This is a genomic window from Vreelandella lionensis (genome assembly GCF_002087295.1).
GTDB classification, from domain to species: Bacteria; Pseudomonadota; Gammaproteobacteria; order Pseudomonadales; family Halomonadaceae; genus Vreelandella; species Vreelandella lionensis.
The window spans coordinates 12,899-30,925 of the sequence record NZ_MWVI01000050.1 but is presented as its reverse complement, the minus strand read 5'-3'; the positions used below and the strand labels follow the sequence as shown (position 1 = coordinate 30,925).

Annotated in this window: 12 protein-coding genes and 5 pseudogenes; 11 read left to right on the top strand and 6 right to left on the bottom strand. The window is 56.6% G+C overall.

The window, feature by feature from the left end:
• Window positions 1-167 precede the first annotated feature (167 nt).
• Window positions 168-2,024: pseudogene (gene rpoD / locus B4967_RS05825) on the top strand (RNA polymerase sigma factor RpoD).
• Between the two features lie 109 nt (window positions 2,025-2,133).
• On the opposite strand, the gene B4967_RS05820 reads toward rpoD, so the two are convergent.
• Window positions 2,134-3,705, bottom strand: a complete 1,572-nt coding sequence (locus B4967_RS05820) for an AbgT family transporter (protein WP_083024176.1) — start codon at window positions 3,703-3,705, stop codon at window positions 2,134-2,136.
• Between the two features lie 180 nt (window positions 3,706-3,885).
• Window positions 3,886-4,527: a hypothetical protein gene (locus tag B4967_RS05815; RefSeq protein ID WP_083024174.1), complete on the bottom strand. Its 642-nt coding sequence runs from the start codon at window positions 4,525-4,527 to the stop codon at window positions 3,886-3,888.
• 189 nt (window positions 4,528-4,716) lie between these two features.
• On the opposite strand from B4967_RS05815, the gene B4967_RS05810 reads away from it, so the two are divergent.
• A complete protein-coding gene (locus B4967_RS05810) occupies window positions 4,717-6,084 on the top strand; it encodes an L-serine ammonia-lyase (protein ID WP_083024172.1) in 1,368 nt (455 codons plus the stop codon).
• An 18-nt stretch (window positions 6,085-6,102) separates the two neighbouring features.
• Here the strand turns inward: B4967_RS05810 and B4967_RS05805 are convergent.
• Window positions 6,103-6,968 (bottom strand): annotated as a pseudogene (locus B4967_RS05805) (LysR family transcriptional regulator); the annotation flags it as partial.
• A gap of 158 nt (window positions 6,969-7,126) precedes the next feature.
• Here B4967_RS05805 and B4967_RS18245 point away from each other — a divergent pair.
• The 6 genes and pseudogenes from B4967_RS18245 to mtgA all read left to right on the top strand — a co-directional run bounded on the left by B4967_RS18245 (window position 7,127) and on the right by mtgA (window position 10,938).
• Window positions 7,127-7,417: a hypothetical protein gene (locus B4967_RS18245; RefSeq protein ID WP_207953586.1), complete on the top strand. Its 291-nt coding sequence runs from the start codon at window positions 7,127-7,129 to the stop codon at window positions 7,415-7,417.
• A complete protein-coding gene (locus B4967_RS18240; RefSeq protein WP_207953585.1) occupies window positions 7,359-7,751 on the top strand; it encodes an MBL fold metallo-hydrolase in 393 nt (130 codons plus the stop codon). The genes B4967_RS18245 and B4967_RS18240 overlap by 59 nt, the downstream gene beginning before the upstream one ends.
• A complete protein-coding gene (locus tag B4967_RS18235) occupies window positions 7,751-8,083 on the top strand; it encodes an MBL fold metallo-hydrolase (RefSeq protein ID WP_207953584.1) in 333 nt (110 codons plus the stop codon). Before B4967_RS18240 ends, B4967_RS18235 begins: the two co-directional genes overlap by 1 nt.
• Before the next feature lie 88 nt (window positions 8,084-8,171).
• Window positions 8,172-9,282 (top strand): annotated as a pseudogene (locus tag B4967_RS05795) (S-(hydroxymethyl)glutathione dehydrogenase/class III alcohol dehydrogenase).
• Window positions 9,283-9,354: 72 nt separating this feature from the next.
• On the top strand, window positions 9,355-10,209 hold the full coding sequence (fghA, locus tag B4967_RS05790; protein WP_083024170.1) for an S-formylglutathione hydrolase: 855 nt from the start codon (window positions 9,355-9,357) through the stop codon (window positions 10,207-10,209).
• A gap of 12 nt (window positions 10,210-10,221) precedes the next feature.
• The gene (gene mtgA / locus B4967_RS05785; RefSeq protein WP_039175641.1) at window positions 10,222-10,938 is read left to right on the top strand and encodes a monofunctional biosynthetic peptidoglycan transglycosylase; all 717 of its coding nucleotides are present in this window, start codon (window positions 10,222-10,224) and stop codon (window positions 10,936-10,938) included.
• Between the two features lie 7 nt (window positions 10,939-10,945).
• Here the strand turns inward: mtgA and B4967_RS05780 are convergent, their stop codons facing one another.
• Window positions 10,946-11,713: an EAL domain-containing protein gene (locus B4967_RS05780; RefSeq protein ID WP_455757926.1), complete on the bottom strand. Its 768-nt coding sequence runs from the start codon at window positions 11,711-11,713 to the stop codon at window positions 10,946-10,948.
• A gap of 37 nt (window positions 11,714-11,750) precedes the next feature.
• Window positions 11,751-12,674 (bottom strand): DMT family transporter, encoded by a 924-nt coding sequence (locus B4967_RS05775; RefSeq protein WP_083024168.1) that lies wholly within the window; start codon window positions 12,672-12,674, stop codon window positions 11,751-11,753.
• A 146-nt stretch (window positions 12,675-12,820) separates the two neighbouring features.
• Here B4967_RS05775 and B4967_RS05770 point away from each other — a divergent pair, with 146 nt between their 5' ends.
• From B4967_RS05770 to B4967_RS05760, 3 genes and pseudogenes are all read left to right on the top strand, one after another.
• Window positions 12,821-13,210 (top strand): DUF4168 domain-containing protein, encoded by a 390-nt coding sequence (locus B4967_RS05770; RefSeq protein WP_083024167.1) that lies wholly within the window; start codon window positions 12,821-12,823, stop codon window positions 13,208-13,210.
• A 278-nt stretch (window positions 13,211-13,488) separates the two neighbouring features.
• Window positions 13,489-15,398: pseudogene (locus tag B4967_RS05765) on the top strand (DUF294 nucleotidyltransferase-like domain-containing protein).
• A 1-nt stretch (window position 15,399) separates the two neighbouring features.
• The gene (locus B4967_RS05760) at window positions 15,400-16,125 is read left to right on the top strand and encodes a 3'-5' exonuclease (protein ID WP_083024165.1); all 726 of its coding nucleotides are present in this window, start codon (window positions 15,400-15,402) and stop codon (window positions 16,123-16,125) included.
• 78 nt (window positions 16,126-16,203) lie between these two features.
• Here B4967_RS05760 and B4967_RS05755 read toward each other — a convergent pair.
• A pseudogene (locus tag B4967_RS05755) lies at window positions 16,204-17,845 on the bottom strand (BCCT family transporter).
• Between the last annotated feature and the right edge of the window lie 182 nt (window positions 17,846-18,027).

Below are 18,027 nucleotides of genomic sequence, written 5' to 3'. Positions count from 1 at the left end.
AGTCGCCAGGCGCTGGCCTAACCGAACAACCTAACACACCTGAATGACCGCGCAAATACGTTTCGCTGGAAAAATTCCAGCTATTTACGCTATACTGTTCGGCTTGTTGAGTTTAATCGATTCAGCGCCCCAGGTGTTTCATTCTTCTTCGTCGAGATAGGGTTTCTATGGCTGGAAATGCGCAGCAGCAGTCACGTCTGAAGGAGTTGATCGCGCGCGGCAAGGAGCAGGGCTACCTGACCTATGCCGAGGTCAACGACCATCTACCCGAGGATATCGCCGACCCGGATCAAGTGGAAGACATCATTGGCATGATCAACGACATGGGTATTAGTGTCGTTGAGGAAGCGCCAGATGAAGACACTTTGATGATGTCGGATCACTCCACGGACGAGTCCGCTGCGGAAGAGGCCGTTGCGGCACTCGCCGCCGTGGAAAGCGACGTAGGTCGCACCACCGACCCCGTACGTATGTATATGCGTGAAATGGGAACGGTTGAGCTTTTGACCCGTGAAGGCGAAATCGAAATCGCCAAGCGGATCGAAGAAGGCACGCGGGAAGTGATGTCCGCACTGGCTTATTTGCCGGGTGCAGTTGCCTCTATTCTCGAAGCCTACGACGCTACCCAGGATGAAGAAGCACCTGGGCGCCTATCTGACCTGTTCTCTGGCTTTATCGACCCCGACGAAGGTATTCCGGGTGTTGCTGAAGCGGAAGTGCCGGAGCCTGTCGTTGAGACTGAGCTGAGCGATGATGACGATATCGACAGCGACGATGACGACGAAGAGGACGACACTACCGCCAGTGAAGGTGGCCCGGACCCCGAAGAGGCGAAGGCACGTTTTGAGCAGATTCGTGAGCAAAATGCTGCCGTTGAAGCAGTGCTGGCCAAGCATGGTCGGGGTAGCGCTTAGCTCAAGGCTGAACAAGCGCGCCTAGCGGAGCTGTTCTCGCCGATTAAGCTGGTGCCTAAACACTTTGAGCGTTTGGTCGGTCAGATACGTATCAGCGTTGAACAGGTGCGTGCCCAAGAAAAAGCGGTCATGCAGCTGTGCGTCAAGAAAGCCAAGGTGCCGCGCAAGACGTTCATCAAGTCGTTCCCGGGCCACGAGTCGGATCCGACGTGGCTGGACGCCTTCCAAGAAGCGCATCCCAAGTACGCTGACCGCTTAGAGCCACTGCGTGCCGATATCGCCCGCGCTCAGCGTAAGATTGCCTTCGAAGAGGACATGGTGCAGCTCTCGGTTGCCGACCTCAAAGAGGTGAATCGCAAGCTGTCGATTGGTGAAGCAAAAGCTCGTCGCGCCAAGAAAGAGATGGTTGAGGCGAACTTGCGCTTGGTAATCTCGATTGCCAAGAAGTACACCAACCGTGGCCTGCAGTTCCTGGACCTGATCCAGGAAGGCAACATCGGCTTGATGAAGGCGGTGGACAAGTTCGAATACCGTCGTGGCTACAAGTTCTCGACCTACGCGACATGGTGGATTCGTCAGGCCATCACTCGCTCGATTGCCGATCAGGCGCGTACCATTCGCAGCCCGGCTCACATGATTGAGACGATCAACAAGCTCAACCGTGTTTCCCGCCAGATGCTGCAAGAGATGGGTCGTGAGCCGACGCCGGAAGAGCTGGGCGAACGCCTGGAAATGCCGGAAGACAAGGTGCGCAAGGTGCTCAAAATCGCCAAAGAGCCGATCTCCATGGAGACGCCGATTGGTGATGACGACGATTCGCACCTGGGTGACTTTATCGAAGACGGCACCATGTTGCTGCCGATCGATATGGCCACCGGCGAAGGCTTGATCGAAGCAACCCGCAACGTGCTGGGTGGCTTGACTGCCCGCGAAGCGAAAGTCCTGCGTATGCGCTTTGGTATTGATATGAATACTGACCACACGCTGGAAGAGGTGGGCAAACAGTTTGACGTCACCCGTGAGCGGATTCGTCAGATCGAGGCCAAAGCGCTGCGCAAGCTGCGTCACCCCAGCCGCTCAGAACCGCTTCGTTCGTTCCTAGACGAGTAAAGCCGCGAGTAGTGAAGAGTGAGTGGTGAAATAGAGTCGCCACGAAGACCGAAAAGCCCGCCGTTCTCTGAACGGCGGGCTTTTCGGTTTATGTTATGCCGTTTAAAGCTTAGAGCGTGTAGTAAGTGGCAGAGCCTGGACCAACCGGCAAGCCAAGAATAAACACCCAGATAAAGAACAGCACGCTCCAACCGATCAGCATGAACAGCGTGTAAGGCAGCATGAGAGCGACCAGCGTGCCGATGCCCATGTCGTTACGATAACGGGTCGCCACTGCGAGAATCAGGCCAAAGTAGCTCATCATGGGCGTAATCAGGTTGGTGACGGAATCGCCGATCCTATACGCCGCCTGAATGACTTCGAGCGCGTAACCCATGAGCATCAGCATGGGGACGAAGATAGGGGCAGTGACCGCCCACTGCGCCGACGCGCTACCCAGCGACAGGTTCACGAAGGCGCACATGAGGATGAACAGCGCAAACAGGCCGGGGCCGCGCAAGCCAAGGGAGTCCAGCAGGTCAGCGCCCGCCACGGCAGTCACGGTGCCAAAATTACTCCAGTTGAACAGCGCCACGAACTGAGCGGCAAAGAACACCAGTACAATATAGAGCCCCAGGCTGCTCATGCTTTTGGCCATGGCATCGACGATATCGCGATCGTTTTGCATGGTGCCCGCGAGTCGACCATAGACAAAGCCCAGCACGGTGAAGGCAATGGCGACAATAACCACAATGCCGCGCAGGAAGGGTGAGCCGCTCACAAGGCCCGTCTCCGGGTTCCGCAGAATGCCACTTTCTGGCACTACCATCACAGCGACCAGCGCAATGAGGGCCAGGGTGGCTAAGCCGGTACCTTTTAGTGCCCGCTTTTCAGTGGGCGTCAGGCCCTCCATACGGTTCTGGTCGATATCGCTATCCGCATAGGCGGAGTCAAACTTGCCAAGCTTAGGTTCCACAATGCGTTCGGTGACCAAGCCGCCAATGAGAGTCACAAAGAAGGTGCTGGCAAACATAAAGAACCAGTTGGCTTCAGCCCCGACTGAATAGGTAGGGTCGAGCAACCGTGCCGCTTCCTGGGTAATGCCAGAGAGCAGCGGGTCGACGGTGCCAATCAATAAGTTGGCGCTGTAGCCGCCGGAGACGCCACAAAACGCCGCCGCCAGGCCCGCTAGCGGGTGCCGACCTAAGGAATGAAAGATCATCGCTGCTAGCGGAATCAGTACCACATAGCCAAGCTCGGCGGCCATGTTCGACATGATTCCGGCAAACACCACTGCATAGGTGACGATGCGTGGTGAACGGTTAAGCACTAGTGCGCGCATGCTAGCGGACAACAAGCCAGAGTGTTCGGCAACTCCCACCCCTAGCATGGCCACTAGTACCGTGCCCAGGGGCGCAAAGCTGGTGAAGTTAGTCACCATTTCGGTAACCAGGCGGCGTAGACCTTCCGCGTTTAAGAGTGAGTTCACTGCAATCCACTCGCCCTCATTGGCGGGGCGCGGGTCAGCGACTGAAACGCCAAGCGCTGCCGCAATGCCGCTCGCCACAACGACCAGTACGCAGAGAATGGCAAATAGTGTGACCGGGTGCGGCAGCAGATTACCTAGCCACTCGACGCTATCGAGAAAGCGGGTAAATGCTCCGCGTTTTAGGTTTTCTTCACGATTTTGTGGGTTTGTCATAAGGTTTATATCGTTGATAGGTTATTTTTCAGCAAAAATGCCTATATAGGTTTGGTGGCTGACACTACGTTGATGATGCAAGCGGCGCAAATGGCTTTACGCATAGCGGAATTTAAAAAATGAAACGCCGCTGACTGAGCCAGTCAGCGGCGCTTGAGAAGGGGCGAACGTCAGGAGGTATTAAAGCGTCAGCCGTGCGCGATGCAGGCGGCGAGCGAGGAAAAATAGTTCAATTAGGGCGAACAGAATTAAGCTGTAGCCCAGCAGTTCAATGGCCTCTTCGGCGATATCTTTAAAGTCGCGAATGTAGCTCTCTTCAAGCACGGCGCGCCAAAAATCCTGACGTCCATATAGACGAGAAAAGATATAAGTGACCAGGACACCTGCCGCGAACAGCCCAAATGAAAACGTATTGCTGTAGTAGCGGAACTCATCCAGGAAACGCTGACGATGAATAATGACCCAGGCAAGGCTCGGTAGCACAATCAGCGCGACGAGATATTTCCAGGTGTCTTCCGCCACGTAGTGATCGAGAAAGTAGTCCTGCTCACGCACGAGCGATGCGCTGATAAACGCCAGCAGCAGCGTGACGGTGGGCCATACGTTCAATACGTGGCGAATATAGATCAGTAGCGCGCAGCAGCTTGCTAATACCAAGGTTTGGGTGAATTCGGTAAAACCAAGCTCGGTGTAGCGAACTTCAGGCAGGTAAAGCACTTCCAGGTAACCGCCTTGGGCGATACCACCGATGGCGAGCGTGTACAGAGTGGCACGAAGTAGCGCGGTGCGAAAGCTAATCGCCCAGGGGGGAGATGGTGACATACCAGTGTCCTTATCGGAGATAAAATGTTACGGGAGGTAAACAAACATGCAGGGGTGAATGTTAATTATATCGTCACATTTCTATGCTCGCACGTCTAACTAGCTGAGAATTGCTCGACGGCTAGCCGGTTAGGCTACAAAGTAGCGCTACAAGAAGCGTAATAATTACCTCTAGGGGCAGGCACTTTTATGGCAATTAGTGTGTTTGATCTGTTTCGGATTGGCATTGGCCCATCCAGCTCACATACCGTTGGGCCCATGCGGGCAGCGCGAGATTTCGTCATGGCGCTGACAGCGCCCAAGGTCAGCCGTGTTGTGGTAAGGCTGCACGGCTCGCTGGCAGCGACTGGTGTCGGTCACGGCACTGATAATGCCGTGGTGATGGGGTTGATGGGCGAGACGCCAGAGGCGGTTGACCTTGATACTATCGCCGAGCGCTTAGCCGCATTGGATAACAGCGAGCCATTGAGGCTTCCCAACGGCCAAGCGCTAGCGTTTCAGCGCGCACGTGATATCGAATGGGATGAGGCCTGCCTGCCGTTTCATCCTAACGCCATGGTACTCACGGCGTATGAAGGAGATACGGTGATCAGTACGAACACCTATTACTCCCTGGGCGGTGGATTTTATGTGGACCAGGCCTGCGCTGACCGAGGCGGGCTGGATGAAGACAAAACAGCGTTGCCTTATCCCTTTGAGTCAGCAAATGAGTTACTGACACTGTGCCAGCAGCACGGCCTAAGCATCAGCGAGCTGATGTTAGAAAACGAGAAAGCTTGGCGTAGCGAAGCCGCGATACGTGACGAATTACTCACCATCTGGCACGCCATGCGCCAGAGCATTGATAATGGCCTGGAGGCCACCGGGCGCCTACCGGGCGGCTTAAATGTCCGCCGCCGCGCCCATTCACTGCATCAGCAATTGCTCTCGCCGCCCGACAATCAGCGCCTGATTGTGACCAGTTTTACCGTGATGGACTGGGTCAACCTGTTTGCGCTAGCAGTGAACGAAGAGAATGCCGCTGGTAAGCGGATGGTGACCGCGCCTACCAACGGTGCCGCGGGTATCGTGCCCGCCGTGCTGGCGTACTATCTAAAGTTCGAGCCGGACGCCTGCGATGCCGATGTAGTGAATTTTTTGCTGACTGCCGGTGCCATGGGCATTCTATGCAAAAAGAACGCTTCAATTTCCGGCGCTGAAGTGGGGTGCCAAGGGGAGGTGGGCTCTGCCTGCGCCATGGCCGCGGCCGGGCTGGCCGAAGTGCTGGGCGGTACGCCCAAGCAGGTAGAAAACGCCGCGGAAATTGGCCTGGAACACAACTTAGGGCTCACCTGCGACCCGGTGGCAGGGTTGGTGCAGGTACCCTGTATTGAGCGCAACGCCATTGCCTCGGTGAAGGCGATCAATGCCGCACGCATGGCGCTGCACGGTGACGGCGACCACTTCGTCTCGCTGGATAAAGTGATCCGCACCATGCGCGATACCGGGCGCGATATGCAGGATAAGTACAAAGAGACCTCGAAAGGTGGTCTCGCAGTCAATGCCATCGAATGCTAATGAGCGGGTAACAGAAGTGTCGATATGGTCGACCAAATGGTCGACCAACTGACGAATCTTGGGCGAAAGTGGCGGTGGCGAGGGTACACCGCCCACACCGCCGTGTCGTGGTGTTGGAATGGCTCCAGCACCGACACTAACTCTCCACTGGCCAGATAAGGCGCCACGTAGTAATCCGGCAGCTGGGCGAGCCCCAGCCCTTTGAGGGCGGCATCCAGCAGGGCAGGCCCCGAGTTGCTGCTCCAGCACCCCTCTACCTTGACCTCTCGCCGCTGACCGTGCACTTCGAACAGCCAGTTGGGGCGCGACCCCAGCAGGCAGCGGTGTTGGCTCAGCTCGCCCAGCGTGTGGGGACGGGGCGCCTGACGAAAATAGGCCTGTGAGCCCACCACGTATTCGCGGCGTCCGCACAGCCGCCGGGCAATCAGGCTGGAGTCTTTCAACACCCCCATGCGAATGGCGATGTCGAAACCCTCTTCGATCAACTCCACCGGGCGATTGGTGAAGTGCATGTGTACTTCGAGCTGAGGGTGCAGGCGCTGGAAGTCATTGACTAGCGGGGCAACGTAGCGCTCACCGAAAGTCGTTGCCGAGGTCAGTTTTAGTAGCCCATGGGGTTTGGCCTGCAGCTCGCTGATCGCCTGCTCGGCATCACGCAGCCCATCGAACAAATGGCGGCAGTGCTCCGCGTACAAGGCCCCAGCATCGGTCAGCCGAATCTGCCGTGTGGTGCGGTAGAGTAGCTGCACGCCTAGTTGGTTCTCTAGCTGGCTGACCAAACGGCTGATATGCGAGGTAGAGACTTTGAGGTGTCGAGCGGCGGCGGAAAAGGTGCCCAGCCTGACCACCTCGACGAAGGCTTCGATACGATCCCAGCGCTGCATGGCGAACCCTTAATGAAAGAGATTGTTGCTCAGGAGCAATAATCTTGTGAGTGTATCCCGCTTTATCTTTCTCGCCTAGCTGACCTACACTTCAGGTCTATCTCGCGTTTTCATGGAGTGTTTGATGATGTCGATGATCTCTTCACGCTGGCCACGGCGTGCTTTGGTGGCTGCTATCAGCGCCAGGTTGGGTCGCTGCCGCTCAGGCAGAGGTGCCTGCCCAGCAGCAAGAGCAGGCATCGGGCTGGTTCCGTATGATGGTAGGCGATACCGAAGTGACGGCGCTGTACGATGGCCATACCACACTAGACACCTCGCTCTTAAAAGGCATGGAGCATGACGAGATTCTGCGCCATCTCGACGCATTATTCATCGATGCTGAGAAACGGCATGCAAACTGCCGTGAACGCTTTTTTGATTCACACCGGCCAGAACCTGGTGCTCGTTGATGCAGGGTCGGCGGCGTGTTTTGGTCCCACACTGGGCCAGGTCGAGCAGAACTTACGCGCGTCGGGCTATGCACCGGAACAGGTCGATACGATCTTGATGACCCACCTGCACCCGGACCATGTGTGCGGTTTGGTGGATGAGAACGGTGAGGCGGTCTATCCCAATGCCGAGCTGCGCGCCAGCGAAGGCGACGCTGACTTCTGGTTGGACGAAGAGCGCTCTCAAGCGCTTCCGAGGAGGAGCGTGCCTTCTTTACCATGGCACAAGAGGCCGTGGCGCCCTATCAAGAGGCTGGCCGATTCAGCCCCTTTGCGTCGGGCGATGAGCTGCTGATGGGCATCGTTGCGCGGGATACTCACGGCCATACGCCGGGCCATGCGAGCTTTATGCTCAATAGTGATGACGACGCCATGTTGGTATGGGGCGATGTCGTCCACAGCTACGGCGTGCAGTTTGCTGACCCAAGCGTTGCCATCGAATTCGATTCCGACCCCGAGCAAGCGGTACACACACGTGAAGCGGTGCTGGAGAGAGCGGTCGATGAGAAGCACTGGGTGGCCGGTGCTCACATGCCGTTCCCGGGCATCGGTCACATCGTCGAAGACGAAGAAGGCTACCGCTGGCTGCCCATTGAGTTTGCGCCTATCGCCCGCGATAGCGAGTAATCCACACCCTTGGTAAGTCGAGTGCGCCACGGCGTGCTCACTCACAGACATTTAAACGATAGTCAATAAACTTTAGCTAGGAGTGACCATGAAATCACGTGCTGCGGTTGCATTAGAAGCGGGTAAGCCGCTTGAGCTGGTTGAGATTGATGTTGAAGGCCCGAAGGCGGGAGAAGTGCTGGTGAAAATGGCCGCCACCAGCGTGTGTCACACAGACGCCTTTACGCTGTCCGGTGCCGACCCTGAGGGCAACTTCCCTGCCGTACTGGGCCACGAGGGCGCGGGCGTTGTTCAAGAAGTGGGCGAAGGTGTTACCAGCGTGAAACCTGGCGACCACGTTATTCCGCTCTACACCGCCGAGTGCGGTAAGTGTAAATTCTGCCTCTCAGGTAAAACCAACCTCTGTGGTAGCGTACGTGCGACCCAAGGTAAAGGTGTCATGCCAGACGGCACATCACGCTTCTCGCTAGACGGCAAAATGCTGCACCACTACATGGGCACCTCCACGTTTAGTGAGTACACCGTGTTGGCCGGAAGTATCGCTGGCGGTGGTCTCCAAAGAAGCGCCGATGGATAAAATCTGCCTGCTGGGCTGCGGTGTTACCACGGGTATTGGTGCCGTTATGAATACCGCGAAAGTAGAGCCCGGCTCTACCGTTGCCGTGTTCGGCTTGGGTGCCATTGGCTTGGCGGTGATTCAGGGGGCGGTGATGGCGAAAGCTTCTAAAATCATCGCGATTGATGTCAATCCAGACAAATTTGTGCTGGCCAAGCAGTTCGGCGCGACTGATTTCGTCAACCCCAAAGATTACAGTGACCCGATCCAACAGGTCATCGTTGATATGACCGATGGCGGCGTCGACTACTCGTTTGAGTGTATCGGCAACGTCAACGTGATGCGTTCAGCGCTTGAGTGCTGCCACAAAGGCTGGGGTGAATCGATCATTGTCGGCGTGGCAGGCGCAGGCGAAGAGATCTCAACCCGTCCCTTCCAGCTGGTGACAGGCCGCGTTTGGAAAGGCTCGGCGTTCGGTGGTGTGAAAGGCCGTAGCGAGCTGCCGGGCTACGTGGATCGCTATATGAACGGCGAGCTGAACATCGACGACTTCATTACCCATGACATGCCGTTTGAGAAGATCAACGAAGCCTTCGACCTGCTCCATGCCGGCAAGAGCATTCGTACCGTTCTGCATTACTGAGTATGATGAAAGCAGCCTGAAAGAACGCGGCCGGGGCAACCCGCCGCGTTTCACTGTTTAAGGAGCCTGCCCATGAGCATGAGTGAAACTTTAGAACTGGTGTCGGCAAACCGCAGTTTTGGCGGTTGGCACAAGCGCTACCGCCACTACTCCCGGGCGCTGGATTGCGACATGGTCTTCGCCGTGTACCTGCCACCCCAGGCAGAAAACGAGCGTGTTCCGCTGTTATGGTGGCTATCGGGCCTGACCTGCAACGACGAAAACTTTATGCAGAAGGCTGGCGCGCACCGCATTGCCGCCGAATTAGGCGTGGCGATTATCTGTCCGGATACCAGCCCGCGTGGCACCGATCTCCCCGGCGAGCACGATAGCTATGACCTTGGCTCCGGGGCGGGTTTCTACGTGAACGCCACCCAGGCGCCGTGGAAATCCAACTACCGTATGTACGATTACGTGATTGAAGAGTTACCGTCGGTGGTGCGCCAGCACTTCCCCGTTAATGGGCGCGAATCTATCAGCGGTCACTCCATGGGTGGCCATGGGGCGCTGATTCTTGCCCTGCGCCATCCTGGCCGCTTCCGCTCGGTATCGGCCTTTGCGCCGATCGTGAACCCGACGAACTGCCCTTGGGGGCAAAAAGCCTTCACCAGCTACCTTGGGGAAGATCAGACCCGCTGGCGCCAGTACGATGCCTGCGAGCTGGTGGCCAATGGCGCTTCCCGGCAACGGTTGTTCATCGATCAAGGAGAAGCCGATCAGTTCCTGGAAGAGCAGCTGATGCCCGAGCGTCTGGAAGCGGTATGCGCCGAGCATGATCACCCGCTAACGCTGCGCCGTCAGCCAGGCTACGATCATAGTTACTTCTTCATCGCCTCGTTCATCGAGGACCATTTGCGCTATCATGCGGAACACCTCATGAAACGTTAAGGGTACCGAGACATGGTCAATCGCGCGCTGCGCCGAGTTCTTCGTCTGCTTTGGCGTCTTGTTTGGCGTGGCGCGCTGGCCTTTGTGCTGCTCTCGGTGGCCTTGGTGTGGCTGTTTCGCTTCGTGCCGCCGCCGGGTTCCATGGTGATGGTGGAGCGCAAGGTACAAAGCTGGGTCCATCGCGAACCCATCACCATCCAGCGCCAGTGGCGTAGCTGGGACAATCTCTCGAATAACGCCAAGCTGGCGGTGATTGCCGCCGAGGACCAGCGCTTCCCGATTCATCGTGGTTTCGATGTGGTGGAGCTGCGTCGTGCCTGGGAGGCCAGCCGCGATGGCTCGAGGCTGCGGGGGGCCAGTACGCTCAGCCAGCAAACGGCCAAGAACGTTTTCCTATGGAGTGGGCGCAGCTGGCTGCGCAAAGGGCTGGAAGCCTGGTTCACCCTGCTGATCGAAACCTTCTGGAGCAAGCAGCGGATTCTGGAGGTGTACCTGAACGTGGCCGAGTGGGATACCGGGGTGTTTGGGCTGGAAGCTGCCGCCGACCACTACTTTGGTGCTTCCGGAAGTGCCTTGACCGAGCGCCAGGCCAGTTTGCTGGCGGCCATCCTGCCTAGCCCGCGCACTCGCAGCGCATCGCGACCCGACGCCCAGGTCGAGCGCCGCGGCCAGTGGATTCGCCAACAGATGCGTAATCTGGGCGGCACGGCTTACCTCGAACGGCTTTGAACGTTCTTCAGTCGTATTGCTCGTCAGCCACGCTGGCCAGCACGCCTACCTGTGGCCTGGCGAAGTAATACCCCTGCTGTACCGAAATGCCCAAGGCCAGCAGGCAGCGTGACTCCGCACGTGTCTCGACCCCTTCGGCCACCAGTTGGGTGCCCAGAGTGCGCGCCAGGGCGACCAGGCTCTTGAGAATGGCCTGCCGCCGTGGATTGCCGTCGCAGCCCATGACCAGCTCTCGGTCTATCTTCAGCGTATCCGGTCGCAAATCGGTCAACAGGTCCAGGTTGGCATAGCCGTTGCCAAAATCATCCAGCGACGTGGTGAACCCCATCCGGCGATAGCTATCGATGATGTTGCGCAGGTGTGTTCGGTCGACCACCCGTTCGGTTTCGGTGATTTCGAAGTTCAGCCGTTCGGTGGGCCAGCCTACCCGGCGTGATGTCTCCAGGGTAGATTGAATACAGGCTTCGGGTTCGTAGACGGCATTGGGAAGAAAGTTGATCGAGAGACGCGCCGCCATCCCCAGCTCACTGGCCAACTCGATGGCTTTGACCCGACACGCCTGGTCAAAGCGATACAACAGGTCGTCGGTCACCTGCTCCAGAATGGAAAAGGCGGACTCACCGTTGATGCCTCGTACCAGCGCTTCGTAATAGATCACTTCACGACGAGCTACGTCCACGATGGGCTGAAAGGCCATGGTAAACGCGAAAGGTACCGGTGTGTCGCAGCGGTTGCAGACGCCGTTTACTCTGGCGCAATGAGGTTGTGCTGTCATGTTCTTCCAAGCCCTGGAACGATCAAAATTATTAGGGTTATTTGCTGGCGGATTTGACGACCATCACCACCCCTGCGATGGCAATGACCATGCCGATGAGCCCCATCAGCGGCAGCCGTTCATCAAATAACCACCACGCCTGCAGCGCGGTCACGGGAGGCACCAGATAAAAGAGGCTTGCCACGCGGGAAGCCTCCCCCTTTTTTATCAAGGCCATCAATAACAGGATAGCGGCAATTGAGAGAGCCAGCACGAGCCAGCCAACCGTGAGTATGAACGTTGTGCTCCACTCCACCTCGCGGCTTTCGAACAGTAGGGCGCCAATGCCCAACAGTCCACCTGCCGCCATGTACTGGATCGCTGCGCCCGACAGTAGTGGCATGCTGGTGCAGTAGCGCTTTTGGTATAGGGTGCCAAGCGAGATACCCACTAGGGCAGCCATCACGCTCACCAATGCGCCCATCCCAAAGCCGCTAAAGAGCGTGCTGCCGAGTTCCAGCTTACTGCCCAGAACCAAGCTGATGCCGACCAATCCCAACAACAGGCCTAACCACTGCCGTCTGGTCAACCGCTCGCCGAGCAGCGGTCCTGCGCAGGCGGCGGTGAGGAGTGGCTGCAGGCCAACCAAAAGCGCGGCCAGACCCGCAGGCATGCCCCAATAGATACCGTAAAATACACCGCCTAAGTAGGTGCCATGAACCAGCAAACCCGATACCGCGATATGTTTCCATAACGTAGGGGATGAAGGCCATGAAATTCGCATTATCCATATCAAGGGAGTCAGTAGCAGTAGGGTGAGTACGAAGCGGAGGAACAAAAAGGTGAAGGGTTCGGCGTAAGGGAGGCCAAATTTTGCGCCAATAAAGCCCGTGCTCCATAAAAGAACGAAGATACCAGGCATGGCGGCAAGCCCGAGAGAGGCAGCGTCTTTTTCTTTTAAAGCATTGAAAATACTAGACATAATTCTCCTATAGCAGCATGAGTTGCTGCGTGAATAACTTACGCTTTGTTCTTTTTGTTACTGAGTTTTACATAAAAGATTGAACCAGCGCCCAAACGACGCGTCACACTGGGCACATTTATAACGCGTCAATGAGGTTTCTTACCATGCAACGTATGACTGCTCTGTTCTCTGCTGCACTTCTTGCGACGGGTCTGATGGCGGGCACCGCTCACGCCCAACAAGCCGACGGTCAAACGCAAGACCCAATGGCTACTCAACAAGCCCCGACTCAGGATTTCTCTGATCAGCAGCTACAGCAGTTCGCCGATGCTTCTCAAGAAATCGCCGTGATCTCGCAAGAGTACACCCAGCGTCTGCAGGAAGCAGAAGACGAAGCCACACAACAGGAAGTTCGCGCTGAAGCTAACGACCGCATGATCGAAGTCGTCGAAGATAGCGGCTTGGACGTCGACACGTTCAATGCTATCGGTCAATCCATCCAGCAAGATCCTGAAATGATGCAGCGCGTTCAAGAGATGGCTAACCAGTCATAAGCGCCATTTCTTAAGTGATTCATCTAAGGCTATGCGGATAGTGACAGATTTTCCTTAACGTGCGAAGTAACTGTCACGCCGCAAGCCGACCAAAGCCCAACGTACATGCGTTGGGCTTTTTCTGTGCGGGTCATTGAGTCCGGCACTTTCGTTTCACCTCAAAGGGTTGTCCAAGGTGAATGTTCACGACACACTGAGACCAGGACGACCTATTTGTCGTCCCATGATGCATCAAAGCACAGCCCGTTCAACAGAGTCAGCGCCCAGCAGGAGAGCGTATGGACGTCGAGTTATTAGAAATACGCCAGCATATGGGGCAGTTTCCCCCGTTTGATGGTTTGTCGGATGAACTGCTGGACGCGATTGCCGAGCAGGTAGAGGTAAGCTACTTCAAAACGGGCAGCGATATTCTGGAGCTCAACGATACCCTCGACGAGCTTTACTACATTCGCAGCGGCGCAGTTGAAGTCTATCGCCGCCAAGGGGAGCTTTATAACCGCCTAGGCGAGGGGGATATTTTTGGCCACTTTAGCCTGCTGCGTAACCACAAGGTGCGTTTTCCCGCCAAAGCTATTGAAGATTCCTTGATTTACTTTATTCCCAATGAGGTATTTCAACGGCTATGCGAAGAGGATGTTGACTTCGCTGACTTCGTCGAGTTGGAGCGTCCTCGATTAGAGACCGCCGCAGAACAACAGAAAAAGTCTAACGACATGATGGTGACCCGTATTCGTAAGCTGGTCACCCGTTACCCGGTGATGGTCGAATCCACCACCAGCGTACAACAGGCGGCCAAGCAGATTAGCGATGCCCAGGCCTCTGCGGTGCTGGTGATTAATGAAGGTAGCGATAACCCCCGTTACAGCTTCCAGGACAGCGAAGGCAAAACCTGGCAGATGTGCGGTATTCTGACTGACAGCGATTTCCGTACCCGCGTGGTGGCTGAAGGGTTATCGTCCAGCACGCCTATTGGCGAGGTCGTGTCGGAACGGCTAATTACCGTGCAGTCTGATGCGTCAATATTTGAAGCAATGCGCACTATGCTGCGTAACAACGTGCATCACCTGCCGGTGCTTTACCGCCAGCGCCCGGAGGGGGTCGTGCACCTTTCCGATATTATTCGCTATGAAACCCAGAGCGGTCTTTATCTGGTGAGCAATATCTTCAACCAGTCCAGCGCCCAGGGGCTTGCCAAGCTAGCGCCAGACGTACGCGCCGCCTTTGTGCGGATGGTACAGGAGGGGGCCAACTCACAAATGGTGGGCAGTGCGCTTTCCACTATTGGGCGTAGCTTTACTCGACGGTTGTTAGAACTGGCAGAAGATACCCTTGGGCCGCCGCCAGTGCCTTATTGCTATATGGTCAATGGCTCCATGGCGCGTAATGAGCAGAGCATTGTCACCGACCAGGATAATGCGCTGATTCTCTCTGATGACTTCGTCGCCGAGAGCACGACGAGTACTTCCATGCCCTGGCGGCGTTCGTCAGCGATGGCTTGGCCGCCTGTGGCTACACCTATTGCAAGGGCGATGTGATGGCGACCAATCGCCAGTGGCGTCAGCCGCTGTCGGTATGGAAACGCTACTTCTAGGACTGGATGGCGAACCCAACGCCCGAGAAGCTGCTGCACAGCTCGATATTTTTTGATCTGGATAGCGTCTATGGGGAAGACCTGTTCGTTGAAACGTTGCAGGATTTGATTGCCCAAACCGCTCCCAAGTCGCCGCTGTTCCTGGCGGCGATGGCGCGTAATGCGCTTAATCGCACGCCGCCTTTGGGGTTCTTCCGCACCTTCGTGATGGAAAAAGATGGCAAGCACAACAACTCCATCAACCTAAAGCGGCGCGGAACGGCACCGATGGTGGATTTGATTCGCGTGCATGCATTGGCCTGCGGTTCCAAAGCGCAAAACTCCTTCCAGCGCTTGGACGACATCAGCAAAACCCAGCTGCTAGCCACCGGGGTGAGTGACAAACTCAGCTATGCGCTCGAGTTCTTGTGCATGTCGCGGATCCGTCACCAAATGATCGACCTGCAGGAGGAGCGTGAGCCGGACAACAATATCGAGCCGGAGAACGTAGAAGATAGCGAACGGCACACCCTAAAGGATGCTTTTCAGGTGTTGAGCAATGCTCAGAAGTTTTTGAAGTTCCGCTATCCCGTTCCCACCCAACGGCAGGGGCGCTGATATGCACGGCATACGACCGCGCCAAAAAGTTACTCAGGCCGACTGGGCGAGTTATATGGAAGCCCGCGCTGAGCGAGCTCAAGATGAGATGTTGAAGCGCTTTTTCAACACGCCCATGCCTGATCCTGATACGCCCTTGTCAGAAGTGCCCATGGTGGCGCTGGATATGGAAGCCACCGGACTCGATGAGCGACGCCATGCGATCGTCAGCATTGGCGTCGTGCCGTTTACGTTAGGGCGTATATCCATGGCTCAGCGCCGTTACTGGGTAGTGAAACCGCCCCGTCCGTTAGATGAGGAATCGATAGCGTATCACCACATCACGCACTCGGAGATTGCCGATGCGCCAGACTTGGATAGCGTGCTAGACGAGCTGTTGGCGGTGTTGGCCGGGCGGGTCGTGGTGGTTCACTTTCGTAATATCGAGCGGCCTTTTCTCGATGCGGCGGTGAAGGCGCGCCGTGGGGAGGGGGGGTTGTTTCCCATGATCGATACCATGTCGTTGGAAGCGCGGTGGCATCGACAAACACTGGGGGCGCGCTTTCGCCGCTGGCTGGGGCGTCCGCCGGTATCGATTCGCCTCAACGCCAGCCGCGAGCGCTACGGCTTACCCGTTTACCAAGGCCACCATGCGCTCATTGATGCTCTTGCCACTGCCGAGCTTTTGCAGGCGCAAATCGCCAATCGCTATAGCCCTGAGACGCCTTTAAAAGCGCTTTGGTGTTAGCGCTCGCACCTTCTTTGCATAATAAAACGGGCAGCCCTTGAGCTGCCCGTTGACTTCTTGCCGAGTTGAAGCTGTTACTTACACTGCTTTGGGTTCGCTCATCAAGCCTTTGATGATGGCGTAGCAGGCCACCAGTAGAATGATGGTGAACGGGAACCCGGTCGACACGGCCATGGTTTGCAGGGCCGTCAAACCGCCCCCCAGCAGCAGTGCAATGGCAATCGCGCCTTCGATGATCGCCCAGAACACACGCTGCGGTTTCGGTGCATCGACCTTGCCACCTGCGGTAATGGAGTCGATGACCAGCGAGCCCGAGTCAGACGAGGTCACGAAGAAGATGATGACCAGCAGAATCGCAATGAACGAGGTCATCTGCGACAGCGGCCACTGCTCCAGCATCACGAACAGCTGCAGGTCCACACCGGCGTCGCGCACGGCCTCGATGCCTTGGCTGACGTACTGATCGATGGCGGTGCCACCGAAGGTCGTCATCCACAGTACCGAGACGACCGAAGGCACCAGCAGCACCGAGATCAGGAATTCACGAACGGTCCGGCCACGGGAAACCCGCGCGATGAACATGCCGACGTAGGGTGACCAGGAGATCCACCAGGCCCAGTAGAAGGCCGTCCAGCCTTGGCTGAAGTTGGCATCTTCACGGCCAAAGGGGTTGGAGAGGGCCGGAAGATGAACCACATAGTTCACCAGGTTCTCGAAGAAACCAGTGGCAATCAGCAGCGTCGGGCCGACACCGATCACGAAGAACAGCAGCGCGGCAGCCATGGCGATGTTGATTTTCGACAGCAGCTGTACGCCCTTGTCGACACCGGCAACGATCGAGCCAGTCGCTATTATCGTGATACCGATGATGAGCAGAATCATCGTGATATCACTTTCCGGCGCGCCAAACAGATAGGTCAAGCCAGCAGCGGCCTGGGTAGCGCCCAGCCCCAAGTGACGTGGCCAGACCAAACAGTGTGGCAAACACCGCCAGAATGTCGATCAAGTGGCCCGGCCAACCCCAAACGCGTTCACCCAGTAGCGGGTAGAACACCGAGCGCATGGAGAGCGGCAAGCCTTTGTTGAACGAGAATAGCGCCAATGACAGAGCCACCACGGCATAAATCGCCCACGGATGCAGACCCCAGTGGAAGATCGTTGCCGCCATGCCCAGCGCCGCTGCGCCTGCCGTATCGCCCTCAGCGCCAGCCAACGGTGCCCAGTCGCCACCCTCCAAAGAGGTGCCGAAGTGGGTCAGCGGCTCATTGACGCCAAAGAACATCAGGCCAATACCCATGCCAGCGGCAAACAGCATGAAGAACCAGCCGGTATAGGTAAAGTCTGGCTTGGCATCTGCCCCGCCAATGCGGATTTTACCTAACGGCGAGACAATCAAGCCCAGGCACAGAATGACGAAGATATTGGCGGCCAGGATAAAGAACCAAGCCAGATTACCGGTTAAGAAACCAAAAATGGCGTCGTAAACCGGTGAAATCGCATCTTGCAGTGCTAGGGTTAGCACTACAAATAGCAACACCACGAGCGCAGAAATGGTAAATACCTTGCCATGTAGATCAAGGTTAAAGCCCACAGCACTGGTAGCAATATTGTCCTGACCGATCACATAATCGGTATCGATCAGGTTAGCCGGACCATCAGGGGCGGGGATGCCTTCTGATACCGGCTCATCAGCGGGATGCTTAGAGTCAGGATTATCCACGGGAGCCTCTCCATGTCGGACAGAAACCGCCAAACGCGCCTGGATGGGCCAGCAGTTACCTTCTGGCCAATCACCAATGCGTTAGCAGGCGTGTATTACATCAGTAACAGTAGCAAACGTTGCTTAATCTTTGTTCAACGCGCGGGCACATTAGCACGAAAAAGCGTCACATTTACAACGAC